A 21,981-nucleotide genomic window follows, 5' to 3' on the forward strand; every position below is an offset into this window, starting at 1 on the left:
GCCTCATACGGCAGTACGTCCCGAAACGGACCAGCATGGCTCACCTCTCCCAGCGTGACTGCGACCGCATCGCCAAGAAGCTCAACAATAGACCTCGCCGGAGGCTCGGCTTCCGAACCCCCGCTGAGTGTTATGAAATCACTTCAGCTCTTTAGATGCTGTTGCACTTCAAACTTGATGCTAGGCAGGCCTCCGGAGGACGCTCACCTCAGCTTCGAAGTTAGGCTGTTGCACGCCCAGAGGTAGACGGAGACCCATGTGCGTTGACCCTCACGGCCGCTGAAACGGGGAGGTCAGGCCGAGTCGACGCCGGGCCCGTCTCACTTGAGGTCGATGATGGGATGCCCATGCGGAAGGCTCCGACTCAGTGTGCTGAAACGCGTCGGTGGCCCGACCACGAAGCTGCTGAAACGACGCCGAGTGGGCCGGCTGACCCAACTTCACATATCGTCGCCCCATCATCGGCCGATTCCACCTTGGCCTGGTCCCATCCGGTTTCCGATCGTTTGCCAGGTAGATGGGACCGCTAGACGGGGCTCTCGAATTTTTGTCCGCCGGTGCTATTGTACTCCTCCTCCAGAGGAGCAGACGCATGACCTACTATGGATCGACCGAACTCGCTCAAAGCTCTCGTACCGTTCGGAAGAACACCCTCGAGGCCGCACGCGACATCCCGGAAGACCAGTACGACTTCTGCCCCGCCCAGGGCTGTCGGACGGTTGAGAAGATGCTGACCCATATCGCCCTGTCCTATCGCTTTCAGCATCAGGTTCACGCGGTGGAGAAATTGTCCAGCATGGAGGGATTCGACTTCATGGCGATCATGGCCGAACTGGCAGCGGAGGAGGCGAAGCCTCGTACCAAGGACGAAGTGATTGCGATGCTGGAAGCGGAGGGAGAGATCTGGGCGACATTCCTCGATGGTGTCTCAGACGAGTTCTTGGCCGAGACCGTCTCGTTTCCCGCGGAGTTTTCGCAGCCGCCCAAGAGCCGCCTAGAGATGCTTCTGTCAGTAAAAGAGCACGAGATGCATCATCGCGGGCAGGTCATGCTCGTCCAACGCCTGTTGGGGATCGTGCCCCATCTGACTAGGCAGAGGGAAGCACGAATGGCGGAGGCGAAGTAGACTGACGTCCCCCCTCGAGCGATTGGGCCTGTATAACGTCTCGTCATTCTGCGCGACAAGAATGGTGACCGAGCGCGAAGCGCGCGACCCCTCACGCTCACTCGCGACTGCAGCAATCGTTTGTTAGACGGAATCTCTCGGGTGCGCACCCGGCCAAGACTCTCGACGGTAGCTGTGCGGCCCGTGCTCAGCGCAGTCCCGCATGACGGGCCGGACCCGAGCGCTCTCGCCTCGCAACGGTCTCCCGGGCCTTGGCCAGGCGGACTGCGGTCGTAGCGCTGCCCTCCGGCGCCGTCTACGTTGCCATGAGGGGGCAGGCGGCCCTTGACCGTCGAGAGGAGGTGACGAATTGGAGAGTCTGCGGGGCCGTCTGCTGATCTCCAGCGGTGGCCTGTACGATCCGAACTTCCGCCACACAGTGATCCTGGTTGGGGAGCACAACGCCGACGGGGCGCTGGGCGTTGTCTTGAACCGCGCCCTGAACGTCACGGTCCAGGAGAGGCTTCCGCCCCTGAGCGACTTGGTGCCGCCCGGCGAGCTGCTCTTCCAGGGCGGTCCGGTCCAGCCGGGCAGCGCCGTGCTCCTCGCCGAGTTTGCGCACCCCAAGTTAGCAGATATCCTGGTGTTCGGGTCCGTGGGCTTTCTCGTGCGCGAGGTCTCGCCGGACATCGAGCCGAGCATTCTCAGGGCGCGGGTGTTTGCGGGCTACTCGGGATGGGGGCCGGGCCAGCTCGAGGCGGAGATGGCCGTCGACAGTTGGATCATCGAGCCGGCGCGCGAAGATGACGTGTTCACCGATGCGCCCGACTTGCTCTGGAGTAAGGTGATCGAGCGGAAGGGACCGGAGTACCGGCAACTGTCCCGGGTGCCGTACGACCCATCGATGAACTGAGCGCCGTCAAATTCCACGCAGCCCACCGATTCCGCCTAACGTCTCGCGATTCTGCTGCGCCGCCAGCCCGTGCACAAGTGCGAAGCACTTATGAGCAGCTTATTCGGCGTCAGTAGCATTCGCTTGTTAGCGGTGCACCGGTATGGACCGGGGACCGAGCGTGCGTACGATCTCACTAGCCCGACCCCCTCAGTTAGCGAAGCGGAACCTAAGCACGATCTCACTCGGGATCTCTTCCCCGTTTCGAAGCCCAGGGTCGAAGCTCAGCCGTGAAACAACGTCGCGTGCTCCCTCGATCCGAAGTGCGGCGCCGGAAAGCCCTTCGACAGTAGTAACCGCTCCGCTGCGATCCAAGTGGACCCTGACGACGGCAACATGTGGGTCTTGGGCACCACTCCTTCGGGGCCGATACCCTGTCCGTACTCGTGTGGCAACAACACCCTCGGGAAGACCTTCGGGCCGCTCCCCATCGCCGTGCCTAATGTGCGGAAGGCACACGACGGCAGGCTCCATGCGAACCGTCGGGCGGGCTGAAAGCTCGACGACGGCACGAAACCCTTCCGGCGCAAGCAGGCCGGGCAGCGGACGGACTCTCCCACTGAGGATCGCCTCGACATCGAACGTCGTCGCGCTGTCGAGACTTGCCTCCCATCGTCCCATTGCCTGGGGCTTCCCATCGCTCCCGTAGCGAATGACAAAGTCGATCCCGCCCCAGCCAGCTTCTTCAGAGCGAGGATCTGCCGCCAACGGTCTTGCCCCGAGGTCTCCAAGTGCCGCCTCCAGCCCGACCGTATCGAAGACCTCAGAAACAGTGACCACCCGAGAGCTGCCCACGTCGACGCGACAGACCTGATCGTAGTGACGTCGAACAAGATCCCCGAGCGCCTCTGGCGCCGGCGGCGAAGGAGCTGCACTTCGGCATGCCACAAGCGCCAGGAGTATCCACACGGACCTTCGCGACGTCTCGATCAGTTGACGTAGCACACGCTCCCTCCCGAACCCTAGGACAACCGTCCGACGCACCGCCCAACGGTTTGCGGTTCTGCTGCGCGGCCAGCATGGTGACCCGAAGCGCGAGCCGCAAGGCGAGTGCTTCGGACCCGCTAACTTCTTCCGCGACTGCAGCAACCGCTTGTTATGTAGCGCGCGCCCGCTAGCCAGTTGTGGCCAAGTCCTTCCGACGGATTGGCTTGATCCGCTTTAGGTCCGACCTGGCTTCGAGTTTCGCGTGGTAGAGGTCCCACCTCAGTTGGTGGTTCATCCAGAATCCTGGGGTCGTTCCAAACACGCGGGAGAGTCGCAGAGCGGTATCTGGAGTAAGCGCGCGTCGTCCGTTCACGAGACTGTTGACCCTCTGGAAAGGAACCTCAATACGTTCCGCCAACTCAGTCTGCGTAATCCGAAGAGGCTCAAGAAACTCTTCCAGAAGCATCTCGCCCGGATGAGTCGGCGGTCGATGCGTAGGGACTCTAACCATGATCTAGGTCTCTTCAGGAATGATAGTCGATGATCTCTGCGTCCCTTGCGCCTGAGTCCGTCCATCGGAAACAGATCCGGAACTGATCGTTGATGCGTACGCTGTATTGCCCACGCCGATCTCCCTTCAGGGCCTCCAACCGGTTGCCCGGTGGTACCCTGAGATCCTGCACAGATTCGGCGTCGTCGATCAGGAAGAGCTTCGATCGAGCCCGCCGAGCGAGCTGAGTCGGGCAGATCTTCCGCGCCGCCTTGGAGTCCACACCGTTATAGACGTCCTCCGTGCCGCGGCCAAGAAACGTGATTGCCATCGTAGCATGATAGCACACTTAGCGTGCTATGGCCACGTATCGAGCCTGCCGCGGACTGGTACGCGCTACATAACTAATGATTGGATTGCGTCCTGTGCTTCAGGATGGGAGATATGGCGGCTCGAGCGCAACTGGGTCCGGGGGAGCCGCGCCTGTGCTGACGTTCGGTACGGGGCTGGGGCGGCGATAATCGATTGGATTGCAAGGTCATTCACGCGCGGCCGCTCACCCTACCGCGAACAGCCCGCAGCAGCTTCGACGAGCGCCAGCGCAAACAGGTCCTCCACGGCCTTCGCAACGCTGCTACGGAATGTGCTTGCGGGTGATCTCCAGGTAGTTCGCCGACACGCAGTTCACCGGGTACTTGATCATCGCGCGCTCGCACGGCAGCAGCCGGATCTCCGCGATCCCGCCGATCGGCTCGAGCGCCAGGTCGTCGGCTGTAACCGAATGGCCTTCGATGAAAATACCTCGCACCCTGTTCATCCACCCCGGTCGCAGCCTGCGCAGCGCGTCCATGGGGTCCGCGAAACGCCCCGCGATGAGGTCTTCCGAGGTCAACGGGCCGTTTGAGCTGATGCGGCTGCCTCCGCTCGCGCAGGCGGTCGCCAGCACGAGTACTGCGAGGACCGTGGCGGCACGCAGTCTGGGGTTCATGAAATGACCTTCTCGGGCGCTTCCTTCCCTTTCATGAGAAACGGAACGCCGTTCGTCATCCACTCGGGCGCGGGCAGGCCCATGAGATAGTGGTCGAAGAACTGCTTCATGCGCGTCTGGAAGTCCTTCTGGTTCGCTTCCTTGCGTAGATGATGGGGCTCGTCGGGATACGATAGCAGGATGACCTCCTTGTCCAGCCGGCGCGCCGCCGTGTACAGCTCGAGTCCCTGGTTCCAGTCGACCGCTCCGTCCTCCGTGCCGTGCAGGATCAAGAATGGCGTGCTGATGTTCGGCGCGTGGTGCACCGGTGATTGGCTGATCCAACGCTCCATGTCGTCCCACGGCTGGTCACCCATGCGACCCTGGCTCCACTCCAGAATCGGTCCGTTCTGATTGCCGGTGCGCTTGTACAGGATGTTGTTCATGCTCATGAGGTTCGTGAGCGGGGCGCCCGTCACGATCGATGCGAACATGTCGGTCTGCGTGAGGATGAACGACGTCTCGTATCCGCCCCAGGAATGCCCCTGGAGTCCGATCCTATCGGGATCCGCGTAGCCGAGATCGATGACCTTCTCGACCGCCGACGTTACGTCGTCCAGCGCCGAGCTGCCGGGGTACCCGTCGTCGTAGATGATGTCGGGCATGAGCACCAGGTACCCGTTGCTCGCGTACGTCGACATGTGCGGGCGATCGTCGTACACAGGCATCGAGAACTGGTGGTGCCGCTGGGACATCTTCTCGTAGAAGTAGACGAGCATCGGGTACTGCGTGTCCTCCTGATAGCCTGCGGGTAGCGCGAGTGTGGCCTGCAACGCGTTTCCGCGCTCGTCGGTGTAGTCCACCAACACCCTGCGGCCCCACACGAACTCCACGATCTGGGGGTTCGCGTCCGTCACCTGCCTCGGGTTCCGGAAGCGCGTGTCGGAGACCCAGTAGTCGGGAAACGTCTCGAAGGTCTGGCGAGTGAAGACCACCCGGTCCGCGTCGGAGGCTTTGACGACCTGTGCGATCATTTCGTCGCCGAACAGCACCGGTTCGGGCGCGCGTCCTGGACGCGCCCGAGCGTATCCGGATTGCTTGGTCCACTCCCCGTACGCTGAGAGCAGCGCCCCGTCCGGATTCACGTAATCGGCCTCGGTGTCGAGTCGCACGACCCGGTACCGGATATCGGCCGCGTCTCCGGCTCCTCCGGTGACACTCACGACGTCCCCGCCTGCCAGCGGCACTTCCCAGATGTCCCAGCGGTCGTAGAGCAGGACCGAGCCGTCCTCGGTCCAGCCGGCGACTCCGTAGGCGGGCGCCTCGGCTACGAGATCGAACTCGCGGTTCACGAAGTCCACGCCCGCCCGCTCGGAGAGGTTGTGATCGTCGAGAGTGGCCAGCTCTACGGCGTGGACCTGCTCGTCCGCCAAGTACACGTACCAGGCTCCATCCGGCGATGTCCCCATCGGACGGCGGAGTCCGGACAGGAACTCCGTCTGCTCGCCGTCGCACATGTCGATGCGGACGTAGTCGGCCATCCCGCCGGCTTGGCTCACGTTCCCGCGGTACGCGACGTCGCGACGCCCGATGGCCCAAGCACCGTTGCTGATGTCCACGCGTCGCATGGTGTCGTCCGCGAGACGCACGAAGCTACCGTCTTCCACGTTGTAGACGGACGCATATGTGTAGCGCCGGTCCGCGTCAGCCTGGACCATCTGCACAGATTGCAGACGTTCGTCGGCCCAATGCCAAACGTCGACGTTCGGGCGCTCGTCGTCCTTATCCTCGTCCTCGTCTAGCTCGTCCTCTTGCGGCTTGATGCCGACGGCAATGCGCCGACCATCCTCCGTCCATTGCGTGCTCGCCAACTCGGAGAGCACGAAGCCGGTGGGGAAGGCAGAGTCGCTCGACGGGTCGTACACGGTCGTGCGTGGTGCTCCACCGACATCCGAAGTGATCAGGAGCACGTTTTCACGGAGAGTTTTTCCGTCCGGCTCGTCCCCTCGAAGGGCTGCGAGTGCATCACCAGCTTCGTTCCATGCCAGGTCGTCGTAGTGATGTGCGCCTGTGTCGAGAGGCCGAATCCGCCCATCCGCGGGACTTACCAGGTACACGCCGTTCCCGGACTGGCCGTCGGCGTCGACGATGTAGGCGAGGTGGTCGCCCGAGTCATTGAAGGCGTAGGCCGAAGCGTTGCCGAAGTTGAGCATCGATCCCTCTTGCAGATCGCGCAGCAGTAGATCGGACCCCTCGTGCTCGGCATCGTCGTCGGACTGCTCCTTGTGGATGGCGAGGAAGCGGCCGTCCTCGCTGAAGGAGAACGAGCGCACCGCTGACTCTTCCGTGCGATCGCCCGACCGGAGATCGATCAGATGCAGGGTGCGACGCACCGGCTCCTCGCTTTCGCCATCCTGGTCCGCCTCTTCCTCCGGCGGAGACGTGAGAAACGCCACCCACTGTCCGTCATTGCTGAATAGGGCACCCGAGCCGTTGGTAGCTTCGTACTCGATGTCGCCGTCGAGCTCGCGAACGAAAAACGTGGCATCCCCGTCGTTCGGTTGATACGCGTAGGCCAGCCAGAGCCCGTTTCCTGACAACGTGACCTGCGTAATGCGGTTCCACTCCCCGTAGTCCTCGAGCGTGAGTGGCCTCGGCGTGGTTTCTTGGGCGGCTAGCGCCGGAGCGAGGCCCAGAAATAGGGCGAGCGAAAGTCGTGCGACATGGTGCATGGGGCTCTCTCGTGATCTGCTACTGGGAATCGAGTCGCTCAGGATGTGGCGACCTGGGGAAGATGCACAAGGAGCACTGAGCGAAAACGAGCTTGGCCTGCCATCTCATCTGCGTTCGTATAGCACCTGTCCACCGACGATCGTCATGTCGACTTCGACGCCGAGGATCCGCTCGGGGTCGATCGTGAGCAGGTCTTCCGAGAGCACCACCATGTCCGCGAGCATCCCCGGCTCGAGCGTGCCCTTGGTGTCTTCCTCGAACGTGAGCCACGCCGCGTTGCGAGTATAGGCTCGGATCGCTTCCTCGATCGTGAGCGCTTCGTCGGGGCCGTACACCTCGCCCGACATGCCCTTGCGGGTCACGGCAGCGTACAGCCCCACCATCGGTCCGATCGGCAGGATGTCGCTGCTGATCGCCATGAAGATCCCGTAGTCCATCGGGATCTTGAGCGGGTTGTTGTGGGCGAGCCGGTCTCCGTCGAGGTTCGCCGCGTACCGTCCCTCGAGCGTGTACGTGAAGTTCGGTTGCTGTGAGATCGCGATGTCGTATTCGGCCATGAGCTCGAGCGTCTCGACCGGTGGCGTTACCGTGAAGTGGTTCAGATAGTGCCGATGATCCTCACGTGGATTCGCGTCAAGCGCATCGACCATCGCGTCGACAGTGAGCTGGATCGCGGCGTCGCCGATGGCGTGGAAGCCGAGCTGCCAGCCGAGCGCGTTCGCTTCCATGATCAAGCTGCGCAGCTCGTCCTCGGGCACGTTCAGCATCCCTCGGTACTCTCCCATGCCCACGTACGGCTCGATGGTGTACGCCGCCGGGCCGGTAAACCCGCCGTCGACCAGCACCTTGATCGCTCCGACTCGGAAGCGGTCGTCTCCGTCTCCGGACATGCGTCCGAACTCCGCGAGGCGGTCCGCGCTACTCCAGCGGATCTGCACGACGGCTCGGGGCAGCTCGGCACCGAATTCGTCGTAGATGCTCTCCCAGCGTGCGAAGCCGCGGGGGTTCTCTCCGGCCTGGATCACGCTGGTGATACCGAGCTCGAGCTGGTCACGCAGCACCTGCACGTGGGTCTCACGCAGCTCCTCGGGGCTCGCGTCCGGCACGAGCCGCCCGACCATGCCCTGCCGTTCGCGGATCACGCCGTTGGGCTCGCCGGTCTCGTCGTACTCGATCACGCCTCCCTCGGGCTGAGGCGTGTTGCGGTCGATCCCAGCCAATGACAGCGCCAGAGAGTTCGCTACCGCGCTGTGGCCGCCAGCCCGGGTGAGCATGACCGGGTTGCTGGGGGCGGCTTCGTCGAGATCTGCCCGCAATGGCCGGCGGCCCTCGGCGAGCTCGTCCTCACTCCATCCGTATCCGGTGATCCACTCTCCCTCACCCATCTCTTCGATTTTGGCGCGGATGAGATCCTGAATCTCGATGATCGACTCCGTACCACCGAGGTCGATGTGCCTGCGCGCGTTGCCGCGGATGTGTGTGTGGGTGTCGTTGAAGCCCGGAACCACCAGCCGACCATCCAGATCGACCGTCCTTGGCGCCGAGTACTCGTCGGCGAGTGAGGCGTCCCCGACCGCCAGGACGAGCCCGTCCCGCACGACGAGGGTCTCGTGGATCGAGAAGTCGTCGTCGACGATCGCGATCCTTCCGCCTGTCAGGATCAGGTCCGCGGCGGCGGGGGGCTCGCAGGCACCGAGTACGAGGGAGAGAGCCGTGACGGTGACTGCGGCGCACTTGCGCATGGGGTCCTCCAGCGATGGGTCTAGGCAGGAGCCATGCTGGCGGAGACGGGGCCCGTCGGCAAGTCTACGAAGGCCTGCCCGCCGTACTTCTGACGGGCTTCTAAGGGAGACCCCGGTCGAGCGCTCGTCCCAGAACTTCCAAGCCGCGCTCGAGCACGCTCCGCTCGCCTGCGACGGCGATGCGGAAGTGCTCGGGGGCGCCGAAGAAATGTCCGGGGGTGACTCCGACGTCGAACTCGGTCGCCGCCATCTCGACGAACGGCTCGGCGTCATCGACGCCGACGAGTCGGGGGAAGGCGATCGCGCCTCCGATCGGTTGAACCCATTCCAGCTCGGCCCGCGACGCCATGAAGTCGCGCATGATGGCTTGGCCGGGCTCGAGCACGCCACGCGCACGCTCGAGCAGAGCGTCCAGCTGCTGAAACGCGAGCACTCCGAGCGTTTCTGACGGGATCGAGCCGACCGCGTCCACGACGTCGCGCACGCGTAGTGCCCGCTCCACGGTTCCAGGGTCTGCGATCATCCAGCCGACGCGAAGCCCGGAGAGGCCGTACGACTTGGTCAAGCTATTCGTGGACACGAACACGTCGTCTCGGGTAGCCGCCGGGCTCAAGTCCACGCCCCTCAACGCATCCAAGTAGACCTCATCGACGATCACCTTGGCGCCGACGGCACGTGCGAGGTCGCCCACCGCCTCGAGAGCGTCAGGCGCTGCATACGCCCCGGACGGGTTGTGCAGGTTGGTGATGACCACAGCCCGCGTCTCGGGTGTGAGCGCTGCTTTCACCCTTTCGGGGATCAGCGCGAAGCGGTCGTGCCATCCGCGCTCGAACGTGTTGACCCGCGCGCCGAGGAAGCGAGCGGCGCCGGCCTGGGGGTCGTACCCAGGCCACTCGACGAGCACGGTGTCGCCGGGCCGCACCAGCGCCGCGAGCGCTAGGAAGTTCGCTCCGGACGCACCCGGCGCGGTCGCGACCCGCGCCGCGTCGATGTCGTACCGCTGGGCGATTGCGTGCACGAGCGGGGGCCACCCGTCATCGTTGCGATCGTACAGGCGTACCGCCTCTCTCGCACCCGGCAGCTCGTCGATCGTGCAGGGCAGGAGGTTCGACCCCGTGAGGTTGTACTTGGTGTGAGCGTGGTGCTTCGCCCACGTCATGTACGGAGCCCAGCTGGCGGGAAAGCGTGCGTCAGGTATGGACATTTCCGTATCAGGGTTTGATGAGGATGCCGGCACCGGTGATGTCGCCGCCGACCACGCACGCAGTATCGAATCGGCCCAGCTCACGGCGAAAGGACACGGCGTCTCCGGTCTGTAGAGTCGCGGCACGGTACGGAGGCATCAGGCGGGCTTGGCTAGGGCTGGGGCCGTGTGCCCACATGCGCCGGGTCCCGGCTTCTTGCAGATTCCGACGGTTCGCACCTCCCGTCCTCCCCGACCGCCCCGCCCAATGACAGTTCTCGAGGCCATCGCGACCCGACGTTCGATCAAAGAGTTCACCGACCGAGAGATCTCCCGCGAAGAGATCGAACGGTTGCTCGACGCAGCCTGCCAGGCGCCGAACCACCGTATGACCGAGCCTTGGCGGTTCTATGTACTCGGTCCCGAGGCGCGCGCCGCGTATGGGGCCGCGCTCGGTGCCCGCAAAGCGAAGCGGGTGGAGGCCCCCGACGCGGCTCAGGCCGTCATCGAGAAGGTCGAACGTACGCACCGGGAGCTTCCGTTCATGCTCGTCGTAAGCGTCGTGCTCGACGAGAACCCCGAGATCCGCGAAGAGGACTACGCGGCAACGTTCATGGCGATCCAGAACCTCTCGCTGGTCGCCCACGCGATGGGGCTCGGCACGCACATCAAGTCTGGCGGGATCATGGACGACCCGCGGTCGCGTGCGGCGGTGGGCCTCCCGGAGGGTGAGCGCATCGTCGCCACCATCAACGTGGGAGAACCCGCGAGCGTGCCGGAGGCCAAAGCGCGCTGTCCCGCCGCCGAGCTCACGACCTGGGTGAAGTAGCGACGCATAGTGCGTCATGTCGTGATTCAGAACTTCCATGAAGGTATGGAGTTCTTGTATCGACTGGTGAACGTGGCATCGCGTAATCGGCGCTCGTGTCGTTTACAAGAGAGTCGCGTAAGAGAAAGAGGAAAGCCTGAGATGACGAGGATGCTTCGGATCGCCGCCGTGCTCGCGCTAGGGATCGCTCTGGCCGTCACGACCGGCGTGGCCCAGACGACCCCTCCGCAAGAGTACATGGATCTCGCGCGCGAGCTCTTCGCCGAGCTCATCGAGATCAACACGACGGACAGCGAACGCGGCAACAACACCGTCGCGGCACGCGCGATGGCGGACGCGCTTCTCGAGGCTGGTTTCCCGGAGGAGGACGTGCATGTGCTCGTCCCGTCCGACGCGCCGACGAAAGGCAACCTCGTCGCGCGCTACCGCGGACGGGACAGCTCGCTGAAGCCGATCCTGTTACTTGCGCACATCGATGTCGTCGAGGCGTTGCCCGAGGACTGGAGTGCCGATCTGAACCCGTTCGAGTTCCTCGAGCGGGACGGCTTCTACTATGGGCGCGGCGTCACCGACAACAAGGACGAGGCCGCGATCTATACGGCCAACTTCATCCGCATGCGCAGAGAGGGCTTCGTGCCCGACCGTGATATCGTCCTAGCGCTGACAGCGGACGAAGAAGGAGGTCCGCGCAACGGTGTCGAGTTCCTGCTCGCGGAGCACCGTGACCTGATCGACGCGGCGTATGCGCTCAACGAAGGTGGCGGCGGCATGGAGAGGAACGGTCGCAAGATCTCCAACAACGTGCAGGCCGCTGAGAAGAAATTCCTGTCGTTCTATTTCACCGCGACGAACCCCGGCGGTCACTCGTCGCTCCCGGTCGACAAGAACGCGATCTACGAGCTGTCCCAGGCCTTGCTCGCTGTCCGGGCCTACGCGTTCCCCGTCATGCTCCATGAAGTCACGGAAGAGTTTTTCGGTGGGTCGGCGGACCTCGTCGGCGGTGAAATGGGCGAGGCGATGCGACGCATCATCGCCAACCCGGACGACGCCCAAGCCGCCGCGACGCTCTCTGTCGATCCGGGCTACAACTCGCGGCTGCGCACCACGTGCGTGGCGACCTTGCTCGAAGGTGGTCATGCGGAGAACGCGCTGCCCCAGTTGGCACGAGCGAACGTGAACTGCCGCATCTTCCCAACTCACGATCCAGCGGAAGTGGAAGCTAAGCTCCAGGAGCTCGCTCGCCCGTTCGGCGTAACCGTCGAGCCCCGCGGCACCGCGACACCGAGCCCGCCTTCACCACTGACCGACGAAGTGCTCGGCCCGATCGAGCGCATCACCGAGCAGATGTGGCCGGGCGTAAAGGTGCTCCCGGTCATGTCCACCGGAGCGACCGACGGACTCTATCTGCGCAGGGAGGGCATCCCGGTCTATGGCGTGAGCGGGCTGTTCAACGATATGGATGACATACGAGCGCACGGAAGGGACGAGCGCATCAGCATCCAGAGCTTCTACGAGGGTCAGGAATTCCTCTACAGATTGGTGAAGGCGCTTACCGGTGGCGGCATCGCGTAGGGCGGGCCGGCGCCATCGCCGACCCGCCCAGCGTCGGACTATTCGCTGCGCATCGCGACCAATGGTGACACGCGGGTCGCCCGCCAGGCCGGTACGAAGCTCGCGGTCAGGCCGACCAGCAGCAGCGAGGCCGTGATGCCACCGTAGATCACCGGGTCCCGCGCATTCACGCCGTACAATTGGCTCGAGATCACACCCGACACGGCGATCGCTCCTACGATTCCAACACCGAGACCCACGAGCACCAAGCGCAGTCCGTCCGACAGCACCATGCCTCTCACGTCGCCCCGGTCAGCGCCGAGCGCCATTCGGATTCCGAGCTCGCTCGTGCGTTGCTCGACCGTGTAGGCCAGCACGCCGTACACGCCCACAGAGGCCAGAAGCAGAGCGACGATGCCGAACATCGACAGCAGTAGCGCGCTGAATCGGTCCCGGGACTGCGCGTCGGCCACAACGTCATCCAGCGACTGGACGTTGGTGAGTGCCACACTCGGGTTCATGCTCGCGAGCTCCTGTCGGATCGCGGGCAAGAGGGCGCTGGTCGCGCTCGTCGACCGCACCACGATCGTGCGGCGCTTGATCGAGGACTGCATCCCGCTGAAGTAAATGCCGGGCTGTGCGTCTACGCGCAGCCCGTCGTACTTAACGTCACGGACGACTCCCACGATCTCCGATTCCTGGATGTCGCCGGCGACATGCAGGCAGCCCAGCGGACCGTAACAGGTGCGCACGTCCCCGATCTTCTCGCCGATCGGGTCCTCGCCGGGGAAGAATCGGTTGGCGAGCGTCTCGTTGATCAGGACTGCACCGGGTGACCCCACCCGGTCCATCGAATTGAAGTCGCGTCCCGCGATGATCGGGGTGCGCATCGCCGACAGGAATCCGGGGCTGACGAGCCGGTTGAACGCGCGTACTTCGACCTCCGGTGGCACCTCCTTGTCCACGAAGCTGAAGATCTGGCTGTAGTCGAGCGCCTCACCCAGTGGTAGGCTCGACGCATCACCGACCGCCAGGACACCGGGCAATTCGGCGATGCGTCGCTCGAATTGCTCGTAGAAGTCGATGACCTCCTGGTTTCCGGGGGCCACTGACGTCGAGACGTCGAGCTCCAGCGTGAGCACCCCCGAGGGCACGAATCCGGGATCCACGGAGCGTAGGTTCTGGAAACTGCGGACCAGTAGGCCGGCACCGACCGCGAGCATCAGAGCCATCGCGAACTGTGCGACGACGAAAGCGTTTTGAACCTTTTGCTTTCCCGCGCTCCCCGTTGACCTGGCTCCGTCTCGGATGGTGCTTTGCAAGTCCGACTGCAGTAGACGCACGATCGGCGCGAGCCCGAAGAGAACTCCGGTCAGCAGGCTCACGCCAGCGACTACACCGAGCACCGTTCCGTCGATCTGGATCGACTCGGCGCGTGGCAGTGTGACCGGCGCGAGGCTCAGCAGCACGCGCACACCGACCTGTGCGCCCGCGAGGCCGAGCAGCGCCCCCGCCCCTGCGAGCACCAGACTCTCGGTCACGAGCTGCTTGATCAGGCGCCCGCGCCCAGCCCCGAACGCCACCCGGACCGCGATCTCCTTGGCCCGCACTTCCGACCTGGAGAGCAAGAGGTTTGCGACGTTTGCGCACGCGATGAGCAAAATGAAGCCCGTCGCGCCCAGCAGAACGAGCAGCGCCGTCCGTGTATCTCCTACGATCTCGTCGTGCAGTTTCGCCACCGTGACGGTCCAGCCGCGGTTCGAGTCGGGATTCGCCTGCTCGATTCGGGCCGCGACACCGACCAGGTCCGTGCGCGCCGCCCCGAGCGCGTCGGCGTCGTTCAGACGACCGATGGCGCTCATCCAACGCGCCTGTCTACTCTGGATCTGCATGGTCCACGTCATGTTGATCCACATGTCCGTGTTGTCCGGAAACGTGTGCTCCGGCCGCACGATACCGATGACCTCGATCGGGCCGCCATCCAACGTGATCGACTGGCCGATTACGGCCGGGTCGCCTCCGAAGCGGCGTTGCCAGAATCCGTGACTGAGCACTGCGACTGCCGTCGAGCCCGGGCCGTCGTCTTCCCGGAAGGCCCGCCCCGAGAGCGGCAGCACACCCATTACCGTGAAGAAGTCTTCGGTCGTGTGCACCACACGCACACGCGTCGGATTCCCGTCGTCCTCGGTCACGGTCCCCGTTGTGGGCCAGAACGCGGCCATCGACTCGAACGTGGTGTTCATGGTCCGCCAGTCGTCGAAGTCCATGGGCGACACCATGTACTTGTCCTGATTCTGCTCGTCGTTGCGTGTCCAGAGCAGCGTCAGCTCCTCCGATTCTTCGAACGGAAGCGGGTCGAGCAACACGGCTTTGACCACCGTGTAAATTGCGGTGTTCGCACCTATGCCCAGCGCCAGCGTGATGATCGCCACGGCGCTGAACACGGGGTTCTTCACGATCATGCGCAGCCCGTACTTGAGATCCTGCATCATGTCCTCCCAAAGCTTCGTTCCCCGGGCCTCCCGGGTCTCGTCCTTGATTCGTTCCACACCCCCGAAGCGGAGCATCGCCTGACGCCGGGCCTCTTCAGGTGCTAGCCCCTCCCTCCGAAGTCGAGCTGCCTCCATCTCGAGGTGGAAGCGCACTTCGTCGTCAAGGTCCTTCCAGGCCGCGTCAGGTCGAAGGAGCGTCTTGAGCTTCACTCCGATGCCGCGTAGCCAGTCCGTCAGCATGGTCATCCCCCCGCCTCCGCTCCCCGTCGCCTAGTCCGCCGTCAGGATCCGCTGCACGGCACCGGTGAAGAGGTCCCAGTGCTCTTGCTCGTCCGCGAGCTGTCTCCGTCCAAGCGCCGAGAGCCGATAGAACTTCGCGCGGCGGTTGTTCTCGGAGACGCCCCACTGGGAGCGAATCCATCCCTTGTGATCCAGTCGATGGAGCGCGGGATACAGGGAGCCCTGATTGAGCTGCAAGACATCTTCGGAGAGCTGCTGGATGCGCACAGCCACGCCCCATCCATGCATCGGTTCCCCGATCTGTAGTGTCTTGAGAATGAGGAGCTCGAGCGTGCCCTGAAGTAGATCGGTGCGTGCAGTTGTCACGAGCTTCGTTCCCCGAGTGTTGTCTCCTAGACGCTCTATAGGAGCGCCCCTATTCTTGTAGACGCTCTAGGGGAGCAAAAAGTTGCAGAGAGCCGCTAGCGGCCGAACAGTACTCCGATTCCTTGCTCGAACACGATATCACGCGGGATCCCTAGCGCGTCGAGCCGGTCCAGGTCGCCCTGGAGCTCCGGCGGGACGACCCCCTTTTCGGTCATCAACGCCTCCACACCCTCGTAGTCGCCGTTTCCCTGCAGCGTCAGGATCAGCTCGCTCAGGCCATCGACCGCGGCGCGCATCGCGTCGAAGTCGACGCGGTAGGTTCCGGACGCTTCGTCCCGCGCAAACGCGCCCTCCTCCTGGAAATAGTTGAAACGGACCATGTTGGCCTGTCCGTGCGCGCTCGATGCGCCGAAGCGCACGGAGCGGAAGATTCCGGCGAGGAACGTCACGTAGTGGTCCTCGATCGAGCCCTCGGTCAGCTCGCCACGCTCGAAGAGCTGCGTGACCATATAGAGTCCGACGACGTCCGCCTTCCCTTCCTCCATCGCCGACGCGTGCTGCCGCAGAGCGGTCCGCACGGTGCCACGGCCGTTCAGGGTGTTCTTGATACCGAGCCCGTGCGCGACCTCGTGGAACATGGTGTTGCCGAAGAACGCATCGAAGGTCACGTGAGCACGCTGGTCTTCGGGGATCAGCTGTTCGGCGAGCGGGACCATAATCTGATCGAACTTGGCCTGCATCGCGTTCTTGAGCTGAAGGCGTCGCGTGCCCTTCTCCAACTGCACTCGCTCGTCGTTGGGCAGGTTGATCGCGATCGTCTTCGACCCGGCGTTGGCGTCTCCCGCGTAGTAGACGACGTCGTACGCGTTCAGGTCAGAGTCCGTGCCGGGCGTTTCGGCCTTGTAGCGCGCGTCGACCGGCAGACCGCGCTGCAGGCTCGGCAGCAGTGCCGCGAAACGGGACAGCCTCCCACTCCACTCCAGGTCCTTGATCAGCACGTAGCCCTCGTGTCCGGCTTTGTATCCGTAAAGCTGATCTTCGTACGTCTCGATCGGTCCGATGATCACGTCGATCGGGTTGTCTTTCATGTCCATCCACGCCATGTCGCTCACCCGATAGTCATCGGTCTCGAGCGCGTCGGCGCGCAGGCGCAGATAGTTGGCGAGCCCTGGATCACTCGCGAGCTCGGCCGCCTCCCTGAGCTTCGCGGCCGCAGCCTCATGCTGTTCCGCGAACTGCTCGTGGTACGGCACAGCGACGAGTTCACCCGAGTCGTTTCGACGGACGAGCGTGTAGAGGCTCTGTAGCTCCGGGTTGTCCTCGGCCGCGGCGTCGAACTCCTCCGGCGTCATGTCTCGTGGATAGAAGTTGGCTCCGGCGGGCTTGGCGCCGACGCCCTCGATGAACGACTCATCCCCGTGCAGTCGATCCCACGGCCCGAAGTTGACCCGCAGATACTCGAGCGTCGCCGGGTCACCGCGCGACAGCTCTTCCGCCGCTCTCCGATCACCGTACGCCTGATACCAGAAGACGTCGTCCATGGGCTGCACGGCCTGGATCAGGAGGCGGACGACCTCCTGGTCGTTGGCGGAGAGGTGCGAGACGTCGGCCTCGAGGCGGACGGTCGCGTACTGGTCGAGAAGGGCGTGCATCCGCACGTGCTCCTCCGCGTTCTCAGGGTCCTCGATCGGCTCGCCGCCGCATGACACGAAGGCAGTGGTAGCGAGGAGGAGGAACAGAGATCGAGTTTGCTTCTGCATGTGGCGGCTCCGGTCTACCGTTCGGGCGTCCGGCCAAGCTACTACGCCCCCTGGCGTGGCGGAAAGCGCGGCTCATACGTTCCCGGCTCCGGCGGCGGAGTGCCGCAGTCCCCATCTTCGTAGCTCAACCGGCTCCATGTCATGAACACCAGGCGCATCGGCTTCGTCCTGCTCGCGACGGCCTTGCTCATCGTTCCGCCGTCCGCCCCCCTCGCCGCCCAGAGTGATCGCATGTCGGCCACCGAACGACTGGAGGCCTTCGAACAACATCGGGCGATGGTCGAAGGGTCCCTCTTCTCCACGCTGCCGTGGCAGCACCTCGGGCCGACGAACATCAGCGGTCGATCGACGGACGTCGCGGTCGCAGAGCCCCGGGGCGAGACGTATACGATGTACGTCGGAGGCGCCTCGGGCGGCCTGTGGAAGACCGAGAACGAGGGCGTGACCTGGACGTCGCTCTTCGACGAGCAGCTCACGACTTCCATCGGGGACATCGCGATCAGCCCGTCGAGCCCCGAGATCGTCTGGGTCGGTACCGGTGAAGCGAACATCTTCCGCAGCTCGCACGCAGGCGCGGGCATCTACAAGACGACGGACGGGGGTGAGACCTGGACGCACATGGGGCTCACAGAGACGCAGACCATCGCGCGCGTCATCGTACACCCCACGGACCCCGACATCGTCTGGGTCGCGGCGAGCGGTCACGAGTACCGGGACAATCCGTATCGGGGTGTCTACAAGACGACTGACGGTGGCGAGACTTGGCAGAACGTCCTCTTCATAGACGACATGACCGGCGCCATCGATCTGGTCATCCACCCGACCGACCCGAACACGCTGTATGCCGCGACGTGGCAGCGGCGGCGGGCGAAGTTCAACGATCCGCGCAACGAGCCGGCGTTCACGCAGTCGACGGACTACTTCACAGGCTCCGGTATCTGGAAGACTACCGACGGCGGCACCAACTGGACTCCGGTCAACGACGGGCTGCCGGAGGCCCGGTACCGCGGCCGGATCGGCATCGACATCGCGCGCTCGCGGCCGGAGACGATCTACGCGTTCGTCGACAACTACGAGATCGCGCGCGAAGCCGATGCCGATACCGAGGTCGACGCGTACGGACGGCCCCGCGGCGGCGTGATTCGCGGCGCGACCGTGTTCCGATCCGACGACGGTGGCTCCTCGTGGAGGCGGACGAGCGAGCAGGACGAGTTCATGGAGAATCTGGGCGGCACGTACGGGTGGGTCTTCGGGCAGATGCGCGTCGACCCGAACAACCCGGACAGGATCTACGTCATGGGGCTGGGTCTGAACGTCTCGAAGGACGGCGGCCGCACGTTCAGTCGGCTGACGGGGATGCACGGAGATCACCACGGTCTCTACATCGATCCGAACAACTCGGAGTACCTGGTCAACAACAACGACGGGGGCGCGTACGTCTCGTACGACGGTGGCGAGAACTGGCGGTTCTTCCGCGAGCTGCCGATGGTCCAGTTCTTCAATGTGAACTTCGACCTGGGCGATCCGTTTCGCGTGTACGGTTCGGTGCAGGACCACGGCTCGTACAGTGGTATCGTCGACCTCAGCAACGGGCGCCACGACATTCCTGCGGTCGAGTTCGACAGCGCGCCCGGTGGCGAGGGCAGCCACCATGCGATCGACCCGCGCGATCCGAACCTCGTGTATTCGGCCGGCTTCTACGGGTCGATCTCGCGCAGGAACCTCGCGACGGGCGAGAACACGTCGATCGTGCCTAGCGCAGCCCCGGGCGAACCGCCGCTTCGAGGCCAGTGGCTGGCGCACTTCATCATCTCGCCGCACGACGCGAACACCATCTACCACGGCATGAACTTCGTCTTCAAGTCGACGAATCAGGGCGACGATTGGGAGCGCATCAGCCCGGACCTGTCTCACAATGACGTTGACCGCATTGGTGACATCCAGTTCCAGACCATCGTTGCGCTCTCGGAGTCACCGATCAGGCAGGGCCTGCTCTACGCCGGCACGGACGACGGTCGTGTTCACGTGACCATGAACGACGGCGAGAGCTGGACGGATATATCGAGTGGTCTACATCCCGACCGCTTTACCTCCGAAGTGGTGGCGTCACGCCTCGACGAGGGCACCGTCTACGTGACGCAGAACGGGCGTCGCAGCGACGACTTCGCCCCGTACGTGTGGAAGTCCACCGACTACGGCCAGACGTGGCAGAGCATCGCGAACGGCATCCCCTTCGGGCCGGTGAACATCATCCGCGAGGACCCGAAGAACGACAACATCCTCTACGCCGGGAACGACGTCGGGGTCTACGTGTCGCTGAACAAAGGCGAGCAGTGGCATGCTCTCAGCCACGAGCTGCCGAGCACGTTCGTACACGACCTCGTGATCCACCCCCGCGAGGACATCATGGTGGTGGCGACCCACGGCCGCGGCATGTTCGCGTTCGATGTGCGTCAGCTCCAGCAGCTCACCCCGGCGATCGTCGCCTCGAGCTCGCACGTGTTCGGTGCTGAAGATGGCGTGCTCCCGAGCGGCGGCCGTGGAGGGTCCGGCTCGAATGGGCAGAGCGCTTACCTCCACTACTGGCTCGGTGCGGACGCCGACGTCTCGCTCGAGGTGCAGGACGGCCAGGGTAGGATGGTGAACGTGCTCGAGGCGAGCGGCTCCGCGGGCCTGCACCAGATCGAGTGGCGACTCGACCGTATGGGCGACGACCAAGGTGACCAGGGCGGCCGGGGTGGCGGCGGCTTCAGCCGCCGAGCGAACACGGTGCAGGCTGGGCAGTACACGGCCGTGCTGACCGTGAACGGCACCGAGCATCGCATGCCGATCTCCGTTACGCCCGGCGGGAACTAGTGGACCGTCCACGGCATCCCGCTTACGGCCCACCGTCGTGATGAGCCGGGCGCGGGCGATGGCGCTCGGCGTTCTGGTGTGGACGCTCCTCGCCTCGCCCGCCGCCGGCCAGGCAGTCGGAGGCGTGGTGGTCGTCCGCATGGAGACCGCCAGCGGCGACATCACCGCGGAGATATTTGTGGGTGCGGCCCCCGTTACGGCGAACAACTTTCTCGACTACGTGGATGACGGTGTCTACGACGCTGGCACGTTCTACCGCAGCGTGCGCATGGACAATCAGCCGAACGACTCGGTGAGGATCGAAGTCATCCAGGCCGGAGTGGATCGTTCAATGCGCGAACGGATGCGTCCCGCGATTCCGCTCGAACGGACCGCGGCCACGGGGCTCTCGCACGTGGATGGCGCGCTCTCGATGGCCCGAGGTGGGCCGGACACGGCCCGCGCGTCGTTCTTCATCTGCATCAACGACCAGCCCTCGCTCGACTTCGGCGGCCACCGCAACCTCGATGGTCAGGGGTTCGCCGTGTTCGGCCAGGTCATCGAGGGCATGGACGTCGTGCGTGACATCCAGATGGGTGCAATCGAAGGCCAGCAGTTGGTGGAGAGGGTCGTGATCGAGCGGATTCGGCGCGTCGAGGGTTAGCGCGCCACGAGCCTCGTCGTGGTGGCTATCGGGTCGCAGCGCCACCTGCCTTACAAGCCCGCCGAGCACCCTCGGGATTTCGCAAGAATTGTGGAATCCCGGGGGTTTTCTCGTCATATAGGGTTGGGACGGCTGTGCGATACACGAGGTTCGTGAACCTGAACATGCACACTAACATGCACACCTCAGCAACTCCGATGCCCCGATGGAGATTCGCGCCCTGCCCCTGAGACCACCGGACGGTGGAGCGCTTGATTCATGATTGAGCTGTGGTAGCGCCCTTCCACTGCAGCCCCCAGTTTTCACGTCCCCTCACGCCATCCCACAAGGTGACTTCAAGCACTACTAATGAGCGACGACGGGCTGCTTGAATCCTTGCTTCAGTACTGCAGAGACGCGGGGCGCGTTTGCCCATCCCCACCCGCTGGCACGAGATGTTCGAGTTGCTTCTTAACAACCAGGGTGAGGGCTCGGGGGAGAAGCTATCACCCCCGCTGATCCTCGGAGCTTGGGGGCACACTTCCAATCTCGACAAGATCGTCCGACTCCAATCCCAGATTATGTATAGGTGGGCAGAGGATCATGACGTCTTCGCTCTAGTGGACGACTTCCTCCGACAGCTACCTGAGAATGAATGGCACCATCTGAGGGACTAGAGCGGACTAGAGCAGGTCAGGACAAGATCTGGGCTCGCGCATCTTGGCTGCAGTCGCCATTGTTGGCGCGCAGCAGAGTCGCAGATGTGAGCATGTCCGAGGGGGGTGAGCAGATGGGGTTCCCAGCACTGCCAGGCAGCGTGGAAGCGATGGGCAAGGCACTTGAGAAAGCGAGTGGTTTCGCAGCGAAGTTGATCGACTCGCCCCTTGAAGAGATCGGCCTCATCCTTCAAGACCACCTTAGGAGCTTTAGGTTCAGGCGTCAGATCTCGCTCTTCCTTAGGGCCCAGGACCGGCTCGAAGCCGCAGGCATTGAACCAAGCACTGTGCCGCTAAAGACCATTGTCCCGCTGCTGGAGGGAGCCTCACTTGAAGACGACCCGGATCTGCAAGAGCACTGGGTCGGGTTGCTCGCTTCAGCCGCCGCGTCTTCAGAGGGGACAGCGGTTTCGCCTACTTTCCCCAAGAAAAACACGGTGAGTTAATGAA

General features: G+C 63.9%; 16 protein-coding genes. 7 read left to right on the top strand and 9 right to left on the bottom strand.

Annotation, left to right across the window (positions count from 1 at the left end):
- Nucleotides 1-592 precede the first annotated feature (592 nt).
- Nucleotides 593-1,126: a DinB family protein gene (locus tag IIB36_17410; protein ID MCH7533516.1), complete on the top strand. Its 534-nt coding sequence runs from the start codon at nt 593-595 to the stop codon at nt 1,124-1,126.
- Between the two features lie 349 nt (nt 1,127-1,475).
- Nucleotides 1,476-2,018: a YqgE/AlgH family protein gene (locus IIB36_17415; GenBank protein MCH7533517.1), complete on the top strand. Its 543-nt coding sequence runs from the start codon at nt 1,476-1,478 to the stop codon at nt 2,016-2,018.
- Nucleotides 2,019-3,171: 1,153 nt separating this feature from the next.
- Here the strand turns inward: IIB36_17415 and IIB36_17420 are convergent.
- From IIB36_17420 to IIB36_17445, 6 genes are all read right to left on the bottom strand, one after another.
- Nucleotides 3,172-3,495, bottom strand: a complete 324-nt coding sequence (locus tag IIB36_17420; GenBank protein MCH7533518.1) for a HigA family addiction module antidote protein — start codon at nt 3,493-3,495, stop codon at nt 3,172-3,174.
- Between the two features lie 13 nt (nt 3,496-3,508).
- Nucleotides 3,509-3,805, bottom strand: a complete 297-nt coding sequence (locus IIB36_17425; protein ID MCH7533519.1) for a type II toxin-antitoxin system RelE/ParE family toxin — start codon at nt 3,803-3,805, stop codon at nt 3,509-3,511.
- Nucleotides 3,806-4,108: 303 nt separating this feature from the next.
- Nucleotides 4,109-4,462, bottom strand: coding sequence for a hypothetical protein (locus tag IIB36_17430; protein MCH7533520.1), 354 nt, complete (start codon nt 4,460-4,462; stop codon nt 4,109-4,111).
- Nucleotides 4,459-7,173: a prolyl oligopeptidase family serine peptidase gene (locus IIB36_17435; protein ID MCH7533521.1), complete on the bottom strand. Its 2,715-nt coding sequence runs from the start codon at nt 7,171-7,173 to the stop codon at nt 4,459-4,461. Before IIB36_17435 ends, IIB36_17430 begins: the two co-directional genes overlap by 4 nt.
- A gap of 105 nt (nt 7,174-7,278) precedes the next feature.
- On the bottom strand, nt 7,279-8,916 hold the full coding sequence (locus tag IIB36_17440) for an amidohydrolase (protein ID MCH7533522.1): 1,638 nt from the start codon (nt 8,914-8,916) through the stop codon (nt 7,279-7,281).
- A 100-nt stretch (nt 8,917-9,016) separates the two neighbouring features.
- Nucleotides 9,017-10,120, bottom strand: a complete 1,104-nt coding sequence (locus IIB36_17445; GenBank protein ID MCH7533523.1) for a pyridoxal phosphate-dependent aminotransferase — start codon at nt 10,118-10,120, stop codon at nt 9,017-9,019.
- Nucleotides 10,121-10,367: 247 nt separating this feature from the next.
- Here IIB36_17445 and IIB36_17450 point away from each other — a divergent pair, with 247 nt between their 5' ends.
- Together IIB36_17450 and IIB36_17455 are read left to right on the top strand one after the other, a co-directional pair.
- Entirely contained in the window at nt 10,368-10,928 is a 561-nt protein-coding gene (locus IIB36_17450) for a nitroreductase (GenBank protein MCH7533524.1), read from the top strand.
- Nucleotides 10,929-11,078: 150 nt separating this feature from the next.
- Complete coding sequence (locus IIB36_17455) at nt 11,079-12,500, top strand: M20/M25/M40 family metallo-hydrolase (GenBank protein ID MCH7533525.1); 1,422 nt, start codon at nt 11,079-11,081, stop codon at nt 12,498-12,500.
- A gap of 38 nt (nt 12,501-12,538) precedes the next feature.
- On the opposite strand, the gene IIB36_17460 is transcribed toward IIB36_17455, so the two are convergent.
- The 3 genes from IIB36_17460 to IIB36_17470 all read right to left on the bottom strand — a co-directional run bounded on the left by IIB36_17460 (nt 12,539) and on the right by IIB36_17470 (nt 17,337).
- The gene (locus tag IIB36_17460; GenBank protein ID MCH7533526.1) at nt 12,539-15,217 is read right to left on the bottom strand and encodes an ABC transporter permease; all 2,679 of its coding nucleotides are present in this window, start codon (nt 15,215-15,217) and stop codon (nt 12,539-12,541) included.
- A gap of 24 nt (nt 15,218-15,241) precedes the next feature.
- Nucleotides 15,242-15,577, bottom strand: a complete 336-nt coding sequence (locus IIB36_17465) for a PadR family transcriptional regulator (GenBank protein MCH7533527.1) — start codon at nt 15,575-15,577, stop codon at nt 15,242-15,244.
- Nucleotides 15,578-15,672: 95 nt separating this feature from the next.
- Complete coding sequence (locus IIB36_17470) at nt 15,673-17,337, bottom strand: Zn-dependent hydrolase (protein MCH7533528.1); 1,665 nt, start codon at nt 17,335-17,337, stop codon at nt 15,673-15,675.
- A gap of 141 nt (nt 17,338-17,478) precedes the next feature.
- Between IIB36_17470 and IIB36_17475 the strand changes: the two genes are divergently transcribed.
- From IIB36_17475 to IIB36_17485, 3 genes are all read left to right on the top strand, one after another.
- Nucleotides 17,479-20,193: a hypothetical protein gene (locus IIB36_17475; GenBank protein ID MCH7533529.1), complete on the top strand. Its 2,715-nt coding sequence runs from the start codon at nt 17,479-17,481 to the stop codon at nt 20,191-20,193.
- Between the two features lie 58 nt (nt 20,194-20,251).
- A complete protein-coding gene (locus IIB36_17480; GenBank protein ID MCH7533530.1) occupies nt 20,252-20,836 on the top strand; it encodes a peptidylprolyl isomerase in 585 nt (194 codons plus the stop codon).
- 748 nt (nt 20,837-21,584) lie between these two features.
- A complete protein-coding gene (locus IIB36_17485) occupies nt 21,585-21,977 on the top strand; it encodes a hypothetical protein (protein ID MCH7533531.1) in 393 nt (130 codons plus the stop codon).
- The last annotated feature ends 4 nt before the right edge of the window (nt 21,978-21,981 follow it).

Source organism: Gemmatimonadota bacterium, from assembly GCA_022560615.1.
Taxonomy (GTDB): Bacteria; Gemmatimonadota; Gemmatimonadetes; order Longimicrobiales; family Gaopeijiaceae; genus UBA1138.